The sequence below is a fragment of the Kribbella rubisoli genome, from assembly GCF_004217145.1.
Taxonomy (GTDB): Bacteria; Actinomycetota; Actinomycetes; order Propionibacteriales; family Kribbellaceae; genus Kribbella; species Kribbella rubisoli.
The window spans coordinates 467,041-478,700 of the sequence record NZ_SHKR01000015.1 but is presented as its reverse complement, the minus strand read 5'-3'; the positions used below and the strand labels follow the sequence as shown (position 1 = coordinate 478,700).

The following is an 11,660-nucleotide window of genomic DNA, read 5'->3' as shown; positions in this document are numbered from 1 at the left end:
GGCCGTTACCTACGGAGGGCGCGCGGACGCGTCAGCGCCCAGATGATCCACACGTCGAGGGCGATCAGCAGCAGCGACCAGAACGGCTGATAGGGAATGAAGAAGAAGTTGTCGATCGCGCTCAGCACCACCAGGAACAGCGCGATGACGCCGGCCCAGACCGCCCGGGAGAACAAGCCGATCCCGGTCACGATGAGGGCCAGGCCGAGGATCAGGTGGATCCATCCCCAGGCGGTGATGTCCAGATCGAAGGCGTAACCCCTGACCCGCACGAAGTAATCGTCGTTGATTATCGCGGCCAGGCCGGTGATCACCTGGAAGCCGCCGATCATCAGCAGCATCGTGGCGGCGAAGGCGACTCCGCTCATCGCCCAGCCCGAGTCGGCCTGCGACTCGACAGCGCGGTCGTCGGTCATCTGTCTCCACCTCTCCTGCACAGTCCTCGACGGACGTCGAGTGCGCGTCGACAGTAGGACCGCGCCGACCGTTGGGGCGTCACCCTTGGCGGACGGTATCCGGGCGCGGTCCGTGGAGTCGCGAAGGATCATCCCAGGTGGGGGATGCCGGTCCGGGACGATCTGAGCGATCTTCGAAGCCCAGGCCGGCCGGACCAGGGAGGTTGCGACGATGTCCGCAGGCTCCACGGACTCCCCCGACGGCAGGATGCCGGCCGCCGACGCGCCGACTGCCCCCGGGGCGCTGCCACGCGGAGTTGTCGTCCTCCTCGGCACCGCAGGCGCGGTCGTGACGGCCGCCGGGATCCGCAGCTTCGCGGAGATCGTCGGTCCGGTCTTCCTCGCGCTCGTCCTCACGATCGCGGTGAGTCCGCTGCGCCGGTTGCTGCTCAGGCGAGGCGTCAAGGGGTGGTTGGCCGGGCTGATCGCACTCGTGGTCGTGAACGCCTTCTTGCTCGGAGTCGCGGCGATGCTGGCCTTCTCGGTCGCCGAACTGGCGGGCCTGCTGCCCACGTATCAGGACAAGTTCGCCGAGTTGGTCGCGGATGCCCGCGGCTGGCTGGCCGGCCTCGGCGTCGGCCAGGAACAGCTCGAGGCTGTCCTGCAGAAGTTCGACCTCGGCAAGTTCTTCGACATCCTGCAAGGCTGGCTGAGCGGACTCCTCGGGATCTTCTCCGTCCTGGCCTTCATCGTCGCCGTGCTGTTCTTCATGGGCATCGACGCCGTGGACTTCCCGGGCCGGCTGAGGCAGGCGGCACAGGTCAAGCCGGACGTCATTGCCGCTTTGACCGGCTTCACGCGAGGTACGACGCGGTACCTGATCGTCTCCACCGTCTTCGGGGTGATCGTGGCGGCGTTCGACGTCGCGGTCCTCTATCTGCTGGACATCCCGCTGCCCTGGCTGTGGGGACTGCTCGCCCTCATCACCAACTACATACCGAACGTCGGATTCTTCATCGGGGTGATCCCGCCCGCGCTGCTGGCACTTCTCGACCAGGGCTGGGGAGCCTTGTTATGGGTGATCGTGCTGTACAGCGTCATCAACTTCATCATCCAGTCGATCATCCAGCCGAAGGTCGTCGGCGACACGGTCGGGCTCTCCACAACCCTGACCTTCCTCTCGCTGGTCTTCTGGGCCTGGCTTCTCGGCCCACTGGGCGCCGTACTGGCCATTCCACTGTCGCTGCTGGTCAAGGCCTTGCTCCTCGACGCCGCGCCCTCCACCCACTGGCTGGCCGGCCTGATCGCCGGCGGCCCACTCCCGGAACAGGCCCCGCCGGCAGCGCGTGCGGAGCCTCCCCCGGACGAAGTCGCCGCCGAGCAAGCCGAGCAAGCCGGGCACGTCGGATGAGGAGGTCGCCATGTGGCGCTCAGTTCTGCTGCACGAGTTCGAGGATCGCAACATCCGATCCTTCGAAGGCCTCCCCGGCAGCCTGTCGCCGGGCTCGCTCGCGCTGAGCCCGTCCGAAGGCATCATCCTGATCGCACCGGGCCGCAGTCTCCACTACGTGCTGGAAACTCCCCTGCTCGACGTGATCGGGGTCAGCTGCCGGGTGCGGTTCAGGCACCCAGGGCGAGCCGTCACCTCGTCGGTGCGGATCCTTCGCCTCGGCGACGAGTTCGTTCTGAGTCTCGAACCGTTGACCACGTTCCAGGCTCTGGTCCGCGTCCGGGTCCACCGGGTCTGGCACGACATCGGCCAACTGCCGAACCCCAGTTCGAGCTTCACGGAACTGGGATTCGACTGGCACACCAGCGGCAAGACGTACATCCGTGTGGACGGGCGGCTCGTCGGCTACCACGATGCGCTCAGCCGAGGATCCCGGCTCACGATCGAGGATGTCGCGTTCGGCTCGCCGGAGTCGCTCGCCACCTCGCCCGACCCGCACTACCAGCTGGGCGAGTTCTCCGTCCGCGCCCTCAGCCGCCACGCGCGCTGGCCGCGGCGGCACCTGACAGGTCTGCACAAACCCTGACGTCAGATATCTTGCCCGCGAGCCTGGGTGATCGACCAGATGATCCACACGCTGAGCCCGATCACCACCAGCGACCACGCCGGTTGGTAGGGAATGAAGAAGAAGAAGTCCAACGCGGTCAGGCCCGCGATCACGATCGCGACTGTTCCCGCCCAGGCCTTGCTGGTGAAGACGCCGCCGGCGACCAGGATGGCGCCGATCCCCAGCACCAGGTGGATCCAGCCCCACCCGACAGTGGAGAGGTCGAAGGCGTAGCGCCGGCTGACGACCAGATAATCGTCGTCGAGGATCGCGGCCAGCCCGGCGACCGTGGAGAACGTGCCGATGATGAGCAGGGTGAACCCGGCGAACGCGATGCCGCCGACCGCCCCGCTCGGGACCTTCTTGTGTGAGTCCATGGGGTTCAGGTCGCTGTACGTCATCCTGCTCGCCCTCCTGGTCATCTGACTTCTTGAACGACGATGCCCCGCCGATCCCCCGTACCGCATCGTCCGGCGAGGAGGAGATGGCGACGGTGTTCGGCTACTGCAGGCCTGTACGGCGCTCGCGCGTCGCCGCGCGCGCTGCTCCGCCCACCAGAGTGCCGATGGCGATCCCGACGGCGAGGTTGATCAGTCCGGTCGCGATCTTCGACGACGTCGAGCCCTCGGTCACGAAGGGAGCGAGCGCTGCCGCCACTGTGGCCAGCATCATGATCCAGTTGAAGAACTGCCTGGGCCGGGGTGTGGAGATCAGCAACAGATGCATCAGGCCGGTGGCGATCAGCGCGGCGACAGCGCAGTACAGCGCGTACTTTCCCGTGTCCGCGTCCCCCCACGTCCCCTCGCCCTCAGGTGCGAGAACGGGTACGCCGAAGACGCCGCGAGCGATCAGGATGCCGACGACCGCGATGAGTGCGGCGACGACAGCTGTGGCCGCACCGCCGGCCCACAGCCGGCCGCCTGCCACCACGTTCGCATCGCCTTGCGCGGGGTGAACTGTCATGACAAGTGCTCCTTGTCTTTCGGCTGCGATGGCGGCCACCGGCGGAGCGCCAGCCGCTCGGCCAACCGACCGAACAGCGCTCCTACGGCCGCCCCGACCAGAACGTCGCTCGGGTAGTGCACACCCGTGTACACCCGGGAGAACGCGACGACCGACGCCATCGCCCGCAACGCCGGACGCAGCCCGGGCAGCATGCCTCCGACGGCGACGGCGAAGGCCGCTGCGGACGCGGAGTGCCCGGACGGGAAGGATCCCGAGGAAGGCATGCGCACCCACCGCTGCACCGGAACGCCGAGGCCGGGCCGGTCGGGCCGGATGCGTTCGCCCGTCAGCTTCTTGATCGGCTGGTTCACGACGAGGGACGTCGCGCCGATCGCGGTGAGCCCCGACAACGCCGCACGCCGGCCGCGCGGGCCGCCGCACAGAGCAAGCGCACCGGCCACCACGAACCACAGCTTGGAGAAGTTGGCGAAATTCGACACCCGTCGCAAGGGCTCGTCCAGGACCGGCGTCGACAGCCGTGCCACTGATCGGTAGACGGCGCGGTCGTAGCCGGCGATAAGGTGCGGCGAGTCGCTCACGCAGCGGCTTCCGTCACTCTGTGACCGTCCCGGCCGAGCGCGATGCGCACCAGCTCGGCCAAGCCGTCCCGAAGGCCCTCTGGAGCAAGCGCCGACGGCGACGTGCCGGGGTGCTGGTGCGCGATGCGTACCCGGAGAACTCGGGGCCGGATCCGGAACTGCAGCGGTGTGTCGAGGACGAGTGCCTCCCCGTCGACGCCGGCAGGCAGTTGGCGATCGGCATCGACCTCGAAGGACGGAGCCGACCACTCGCGCCACGGACGCTGACGCTGCCCTTCACCCGCGGGCGCCCCCATAACGGTGATGCCGAGTACGCCGTCGTCGATGCGCGGACGGGTGCCGGAACCCACCGCGCGACCGAGTCGGTACCGGTTGTTGGAGACGAGGAGGGCCGCGCCGCCGCGGTGTCCGTCACCGCCCGGCCCGGTCCAGCGCATGTCCAGTTCGCTACCACCGGCGCCGAGTGCGTCCGGCACGGTATCGAGGATGGTCCGGATCTTGGCGGCGCGGTACCCGCTGCGCTGCACGGCCTCGGCGTACAGGCCGAGCGACACGTTGTTGACGAACACCCGGCCGTTGACCTCGGCCAGGTCCACCAGCCGCTCGCCGCCGTCGACGAAGGCGTCCAGGGCACCGACCACATCGTCACGGTCGACCCCGAGGTCGAGCGCGAAGTGGTTACGCGTGCCCGCAGGTATACAGGCGTAGGGCAGCGAGAGTTCGGCGGCGATCGCGGCGACGACCGCCTGCGATCCGTCCCCGCCGGCCATCGCGAGTCCGTCGGCGCCCCGGGCCACCGCACCGCGGACCAGGGTTTCGAGGTCGTCCCCGCGCTTGAGCTCGATCGGCTCGATGCCGCGATCGCGCGCCTCCTTGGCGACTGCGAAGCGTGCTGCCTTTCCCCCGCCGGACTTCGGATTGAAGAACAGCACCGGATGCTCCGGAGGCGGCACGCGCGACAGATCCACGTGGGCGGCAAAGCTGGCTCGAGTCGCCGCCAGAGTGACCAGGAGCCCCGCCAGGACGAACAGATCGACACCGAACTTCCCGCCCGCAACAACGAAGATCACCGCACCGGCAAGCGCCAGCGCCGCCACGGTCAGCCCCAGCACGCGCGCGATCCCTCGACGCAATACGCCGAACCATGCCGCGACAGCAGCGATCACAACGCAGGCGAGCACACCGAGCCCCCGCGGAAACTGATTCACGGCGACCGCCACGGCAAGCACGGCCGTCGCCGCCCCCACCACCAGCGCCACAACCGCCGCCATCCGGCGCCTCACGAGTTCCACCCCATCGGACCGCCTCAGAATCTCCGCTCCGGCGCCGAGTCCCGACGCCAGGCCCATCCTGTGCGGCCGCCATGCCCGAGGCATCCCACACCCGGGATGATCCGTCCCCGGACCGACCGGGATCGCGGCCTGATCCTCCCTGCGGGGTGATGCGGCGACCGCTGGTTCTGCTGAATCGTCGGCGGAGTACGCGGATCGCAGGGTGGGGACCGGGCTCGTCCGACGAGCCCGGCCGGCGACGGCGAGAAGGGTGGCCGATCATGCCAACGACTGTTGAACACCTGACGCTGGACGAGCGCAGTGCACGCGGTCTGGCGGCGCGCGCGCGAGCCAATCCGGACAGTCACACCGGGTGGACTCCCGCCCCCGACCGCCCGGACCCGGTGTCGCTCATCGAGGAGCAGAACCTGCGGCGTGACGGGGACCTGCTCCCGGTGCGGCACGGCCGGATGATGGCATCACCGTTCACGTTCTACCGCGGTGCCGCCAAGATCATGGCCGTCGACCTCGCCCTGACGCCGACCTCCGGTCTCGAGGTGCAGTTGTGTGGTGACGCGCACCTGTCGAACTTCGGCGCCTACGCCTCGCCGGAGCGAACGATGGTGTTCGACATCAACGACTTCGACGAGACCCTTCCGGGCCCCTTCGAGTACGACGTCAAACGCCTGGCAGCGAGTCTGACGGTGGCCGCCTCCAACAACGGGTTCTCGAAGTCGGACGCCCATGCGATCACGAAGACCATGGTCACGTCCTACCGTGAGGCGATGGCCGAGTTCGCCTTGATGAGAACTCTCGACGTGTGGTACGCCCACACCTCCGAGGAGGACATCAAACAGTCGATCGCCGCCTTCCTCGCCGGTGCCAACGGCAAGGGCGACGGCAAGGGCGACGGCAAGGGCAAGCACAAGCACAAGGGCAAGCACGGCGGCAGCGCGGACGACACGACCAGCATGACGGGCAAGCAGCGCAAAGAGGCCACGAAGCGGTTCGAGAAGAACGCGCAGAAGGCCCACTCCCGCAACAGCGACCAGGCGCTGTCCAAGCTCGGCGAAGAGGTCGACGGCCGCTACCGCATCGTCAGCGTCCCGCCGGTGATCGTCCCCGCCCGTGACCTCCACACGGCGTACGGCATCAAGCCCGGAGAGCTCGAGGACGTCGTGTTCGACCTGTTCCGGGATTACCGTTCCACCCTTCGGCCCGACGTCCGGCAACTGCTGGAGCGCTTCGAGATCATCGACTGGGCCCGGAAGGTCGTCGGCGTCGGCAGCGTCGGAACCCGGGCGTTCATCGTCCTGCTGCAGGGCCGTGACCGCGACGATCCGCTGTTCCTCCAGGTCAAGGAAGCGACCAGGTCGGTGCTCGAAGGACCCTTGCGCAAGAGTGCGTTCAGGCAACCGGGCGAGCGAGTGGTCCAGGGCCAGCGCTTGATGCAGGCCAGCAGCGACATCTTCCTCGGCTGGTCGAAAGGGGTGCAGGCCGATCGCTACTACTACTGGCGCCAGCTGCGCGACATGAAGGGCTCTGCGCTCGTGGAGCTGATGGCGCCGGCGACCATGGCGTTCTACGCCCGCACCTGCGGATGGACGCTGGCCCGTGCGCACGCACGATCGGGCGACGCGGTGTCCATCGCTGCGTATCTCGGCGACGACGATGCCTTCGACCTGTCGATCACCGACTTCTCCGAACGGTACGCCGCCCAGAACGAGCAGGACTTCGCAAACTTCACCGATGCGATCAGGACACACCGGATCGAAGCTCTCCAGCAAGTATGACCCGGTACGACGGAACGAAGCTGGTGCCGAAGTCGTTGCGGGGCTACGACTCGGCCTGGCTGACGCGCGACATCATCGCCGGTCTGACGCTGGCGGCTGTGGCGATCCCCGAGGTGATGGGCTACACGTCCATCGCCGGTACGCCGATCGTCACCGGGTTGTACACGATCATCTTCCCTACCCTCGTCTTCGCCCTGCTGGGCTCCTCGCGGCTGCTCGTCGTCGGCGCGGACTCGGCCACCGCCGCGGTGCTCGCCGCGGGCATGACCGGTCTCGGTATCGCCGGCGTCACCCCCGGATCGGCCGACTGGCTTGCCCTCACTAGCCTGACGGCGCTCGTCTGCGGCGTACTGCTCATCGTGGCGCGGCTGCTGCGACTGGGCTTCGTCGGGGACTTCCTCAGCGCGTCCGTACTGATCGGGTTCCTCACCGGTGTCGGCATCCAGGTCCTGTCGGGGCAGATCCCCGACCTACTCGGCATTCCGAAGGGCAAGGGCGGCTGGTTCGAACAGCAGTGGCACTGGATCACCTCACTCTCCTCGGTCCGGCTCGGCACACTCGCCTTCGGCCTGAGCACGATCGTGATCATCCAGCTCTTCAAACGCGTCATCCCGGTCGTCCCGGGTGCCATCGTCGCCGTCATCCTGCTGACTGCCATCTCTGCCCTGACCGACGCGCAGGCGCACGGCGTGGCCGTCGTGGGTGCCGTCAAAGGCGGCTTCCCGCCGCTCGGCCTGCCGTCGGGAATCTCGTGGTCGGACGTATCCAAGGTGCTGCCGACCGCCGTGTCCTGCTCGGTGCTGATCATCGCCCAGAGCGCTGCCACCTCCCGCAGTTTCGCGTTCAAGCACGGAGATGCGGTCGACATCAACCGGGACATCGTGGGACTCAGCGGGGCCAGCCTCGCCGCCGGCCTCACCGGCACCTTCGCGGTCAACGGCAGTCCGACCAAGACGCAGATCCTCGACGAGCAGAAAGGACACACCCAGCTCGCCAACCTGACGATGGCGGCGGTCGCGCTGCTGTTCACGCTGTTCTTCACCGGGCTACTGGCGGACATGCCCACCGCAGTGCTCGCCGGGATCGTCTTCCTGATCGGCGTCAGCCTGATCGACCTGCCCGGCCTTCGTCGGCTGTGGATGCGACGCAAGAACGAGTTCGTGGTGGCTCTCATCACGACGGTCACGGTTTTCGCCGTGGGCGTCGAGCCGGGAATCATCCTCGCCGTCGTGCTCTCGCTGCTCGACCTCGTCCGGCGGCAGTACACACCGGGCGACTATGTCATCGGTCAGGACCGGGCCGGCGAACCGACCTATCAGCCGGCGGTGCCAGGGGCGCAGAGCCTGCCCGGTCTCGTCGTCTTCCGCTACGACGCGGAACTCTTCTACGCCAACGCCAATCGCTTCGCCGACGACCTCGAGTCGGTGATCTCCGCCGCTCCCGACCCCGTCCGCTGGGTCGTGCTGGACTGCGGCGCGATCGACGACATCGACTACTCGGCCGGCGTGACCCTGGCCAGCCTGGTCAAGTACTGCCAGGCCCACAACGCCCGCTTCGTGCTTGTCCGGCCCGATACCCAACTGCTCGCGACACTGCGTGCGTACCACACGCTGGACGCGATCGGCGAGGACAACATCTTCCCGACCTTGGCGGAGACCTTCCGCGCCTACCGGGCCGACCTAGCTGCGAGTGCGCCGTGATGGTCCCTGAGAGGAGAAGCGACTCATGAGCGAGACCGGCATGGCAGCGTCCTCGGCGACTGGCGTCGAGGCAGCGCCGTACACCCTGGCGGCCGAAGCTGTGGTTGCCGCGGCCGGCTCGGATGCCGATGCAGGGCTTACGGGAGCCGAGGCGACGCGCCGGCTCTCGTCGTACGGTCCGAACGAGATCGCCGCGGAGAAGCCGCCGTCGATCTGGGCCGTCGCCACTCAGCAACTGCGCGACCCGATGAACCTCATGCTGGTCGCGGTCGTGGTCGTCAGCCTGGTGATCGGGGAACTCTCGACCGGCATCATCGTTGCCCTGCTCATCCTGCTGAACGTAGGACTGGGCACCCGCCAGGAGTTGACGGCGCGGGCGAGCGTCGATGCTCTGTCCAACCTGCAGGTGCCGCAGGCGCGGGTGGTCCGCGACGGCGACGTGGCGATGATCGCGGCCACGCAGGTGGTTCCTGGCGACATCGTCCAGGTCGAGGCGGGTGACATCGTGCCCGCCGACGGTCGCATCGTCCGGTCCGCGACGCTCGAGGCGCAGGAGGCCGCGCTGACCGGAGAGAGTGCGCCGATCGCGAAGGGCGCCGGCGCACTGGCCTCCTCCGACGTCGGCCTGGGCGACCAGACCAACATGTTGTTCCAGAGCACCTCCGTGACCCGGGGCACCGGCACGATCGTGATCACCGCGACCGGGATGCAGACGCAGATGGGCCGGATCGCGACGATGCTGACCTCGGTGACGCGCACCCGGTCACCGCTCCAGCGGGAGCTGGACTCGCTGACGAAGGTCCTCGGACTCGTTGCCTGGGGCTCGGTTGCGGTGATCGTGGTGGTCGGCCTGATCCGTGGGACGCCGGCCAAGGACCTGCTGCTGCTCGGCACCGCCATGGCCATCTCGGCGATACCGACCGGCATGCCGGCGTTCGTCTCGGGCCTGCTCTCGCTCGGTGCGAAGCAGCTGGCCGAGGCCAAGGCCGTGGTGAAGAACCTCACCGATGTCGAGACTCTCGGTGCGACCAGTGTGATCAACACCGACAAGACCGGGACGCTCACGCTGAACCAGATGATGGTCTCGACGCTGTACGTGAACGGGTCATGGTTCACCGTCGATGGAGAGGGGTACCGCACCAGCGGCGCGATCCGTTCGGTGGCAGGCGGCCCGGTCCCCGACTTCACCCGGCTCGGCCTCGGGCTGGCACTCGACACCGACGCAGTCGTCGGCTACGACGGCTCGGTGATCGGCGACCCGACCGAGGCGGCGCTGGTGGTGCTGGCCGCGAAGCTCGGCATCGACGCGGACGAGACCCGGCACAGATACCCGCGGCTGTCGGAGGTCCCGTTCGATTCCGAGTACAAGTTCATGGCGACGTTCCACCGGGTGACCGTCGACGGCGTGGAGCAGGTCATCGAGCTGATCAAGGGCGCACCGGACGTCGTCCTCGCGCGCTGCAGCCAAGCGGGTGGACCACTCAGCGGCTCGCAGGTCCCGATCGCGGAGTCGCAGGACGGCATCACCGCGGCCAACGAACGGATGGGCCGCAAGGGTCTGCGCATCCTCGCGTTCGCGGCCCGGCTGGTCGCCGATCACGAGCTGACCACGATGACCGACGATCCGATGTCCTTGACCCGAGGGCTGTCGTTCGTCGGGTTGGCGGGAATCATCGACCCGCTGCGCGCGGAGGCCAAGAGCGCGGTCGGTACGGCGCTCGCCGCCGGTATCGACGTACGCATGATCACCGGTGACCACGCGGTCACGGCTCAGGCGATCGGCGCCGAGCTGGGACTCGGTCCCGGAGCGATCAGCGGGCCGGACCTGGTGGCGCTCACCGACGAGCAGCTGAAGCACCAGTTGCCCGCATTGCACGTATTCGGACGGGTCACGCCCGAGGACAAGCTGCGGCTCGCCCGGGTCATGCAGGAGGAGGGCATGATCGTCGCGATGACCGGCGACGCCGTCAACGATGCGGCTGCCCTCAAACAGGCCGACATCGGGGTGGCGATGGGAAGCGGCAGCGAGGTCACCAAGCAGGCCGCGCGGATGGTGCTCACCGATGACAACTTCGGCACGCTCGTCCACGCGGTCGAGATCGGGCGGCGCGTCTACGACAAGGTCGTCTCGTACGTGCGCTACCAGATGACGCAACTGCTGTCGCTGGTCCTGCTCTTCCTCGCCGCCACGGTGTTCGACATCAATGACGGGGTGGCGATGACTCCGTCGATGGTGCTCTTCCTGTTGTTCTTCGCGACCGCCGTCGGTGTCGTGATCATCGCCGTCGACCCCGGCGATCCCGACGTCATGCATCGTCCCCCGCGCGACGCCGGCGTACCGATCACGAACCGCAGCGCGGTGATCACGTGGATCTGCTATGCCCTGGTGCTGTTCGTCGTCACCTTTCTGCCGCTGGTCGCGGGGCCGGACGAGCTGAGTACGACGCACGGCAGCGTGTCGATGACGATGACCTTCGTGGTGATGGGGCTGGGGACTGTGTTCAACGCGGTGGTGAACCGTCGCGACCCGACCAGCGGTCTGACAGCACCGATCGTGAAGGCCCTGGCGATCGGCCTGGTCCCCGTCGTCCTGCTTTTCCTGGCGACCCAGCTGCCGACGATCCAGACCGGGCTGCTCACCGTCTCGCTGTCTCCCCGACAGTGGCTCACCTGCATCGGGCTGGCGGCGATCCTGCCGATCGTCGTCGAGTTGAGCAAGTTGGTCAGGAGGCGCGGGCAGCAGCAGCGTACGGCGCTCGGGCCGGAGCACGCCGTCGCGCCGGCCCGTGCCTGGAGCGCGCCCGGAGCCTAGATCCGCGGCGTTCCGGCTCGTCCGCTCGGGGTGATGCACAACGTTCGGCCGGGCGGTCGACTGGTGTCGCCGGTGAGTACGAAGGCAG

The 11,660-nt window shown here is 68.0% G+C and carries 10 protein-coding genes; 5 read left to right on the top strand and 5 right to left on the bottom strand.

Annotated features, from left to right (window positions below; all coding sequences use genetic code 11):
• Nucleotides 1-5: 5 nt before the first annotated feature.
• The gene (locus EV645_RS31720; protein ID WP_130447719.1) at nt 6-416 is read right to left on the bottom strand and encodes a DUF7144 family membrane protein; all 411 of its coding nucleotides are present in this window, start codon (nt 414-416) and stop codon (nt 6-8) included.
• A gap of 211 nt (nt 417-627) precedes the next feature.
• On the opposite strand from EV645_RS31720, the gene EV645_RS31715 reads away from it, so the two are divergent.
• Together EV645_RS31715 and EV645_RS31710 are read left to right on the top strand one after the other, a co-directional pair.
• The gene (locus tag EV645_RS31715; RefSeq protein ID WP_130447718.1) at nt 628-1,806 is read left to right on the top strand and encodes an AI-2E family transporter; all 1,179 of its coding nucleotides are present in this window, start codon (nt 628-630) and stop codon (nt 1,804-1,806) included.
• Nucleotides 1,807-1,816: 10 nt separating this feature from the next.
• On the top strand, nt 1,817-2,431 hold the full coding sequence (locus EV645_RS31710) for a hypothetical protein (protein ID WP_130447717.1): 615 nt from the start codon (nt 1,817-1,819) through the stop codon (nt 2,429-2,431).
• Nucleotides 2,432-2,433: 2 nt separating this feature from the next.
• Here the strand turns inward: EV645_RS31710 and EV645_RS31705 are convergent, their stop codons facing one another.
• The 4 genes from EV645_RS31705 to EV645_RS31690 all read right to left on the bottom strand — a co-directional run bounded on the left by EV645_RS31705 (nt 2,434) and on the right by EV645_RS31690 (nt 5,279).
• Nucleotides 2,434-2,853 carry a DUF7144 family membrane protein gene (locus EV645_RS31705; protein ID WP_130447716.1) on the bottom strand — a complete coding sequence of 140 codons (420 nt, stop codon included), beginning with the start codon at nt 2,851-2,853 and terminating at the stop codon, nt 2,434-2,436.
• A 100-nt stretch (nt 2,854-2,953) separates the two neighbouring features.
• The gene (locus EV645_RS31700) at nt 2,954-3,415 is read right to left on the bottom strand and encodes a DUF6069 family protein (protein ID WP_130447715.1); all 462 of its coding nucleotides are present in this window, start codon (nt 3,413-3,415) and stop codon (nt 2,954-2,956) included.
• Complete coding sequence (locus EV645_RS31695) at nt 3,412-3,996, bottom strand: phosphatase PAP2 family protein (RefSeq protein WP_130447714.1); 585 nt, start codon at nt 3,994-3,996, stop codon at nt 3,412-3,414. Before EV645_RS31695 ends, EV645_RS31700 begins: the two co-directional genes overlap by 4 nt.
• Nucleotides 3,993-5,279, bottom strand: a complete 1,287-nt coding sequence (locus EV645_RS31690) for a diacylglycerol/lipid kinase family protein (protein WP_198681982.1) — start codon at nt 5,277-5,279, stop codon at nt 3,993-3,995. Before EV645_RS31690 ends, EV645_RS31695 begins: the two co-directional genes overlap by 4 nt.
• 269 nt (nt 5,280-5,548) lie before the next feature.
• Here EV645_RS31690 and EV645_RS31685 point away from each other — a divergent pair, with 269 nt between their 5' ends.
• Genes EV645_RS31685 through EV645_RS31675 form a run of 3 tightly spaced genes read left to right on the top strand, consistent with a single transcriptional unit; the run spans nt 5,549 to nt 11,572 of the window.
• On the top strand, nt 5,549-7,060 hold the full coding sequence (locus EV645_RS31685; protein ID WP_130447712.1) for a DUF2252 domain-containing protein: 1,512 nt from the start codon (nt 5,549-5,551) through the stop codon (nt 7,058-7,060).
• Entirely contained in the window at nt 7,057-8,760 is a 1,704-nt protein-coding gene (locus EV645_RS31680) for a SulP family inorganic anion transporter (RefSeq protein ID WP_130447711.1), read from the top strand. The genes EV645_RS31685 and EV645_RS31680 overlap by 4 nt, the downstream gene beginning before the upstream one ends.
• Before the next feature lie 25 nt (nt 8,761-8,785).
• Nucleotides 8,786-11,572 (top strand): cation-translocating P-type ATPase, encoded by a 2,787-nt coding sequence (locus EV645_RS31675; RefSeq protein WP_130447710.1) that lies wholly within the window; start codon nt 8,786-8,788, stop codon nt 11,570-11,572.
• Nucleotides 11,573-11,660: the final 88 nt, after the last annotated feature.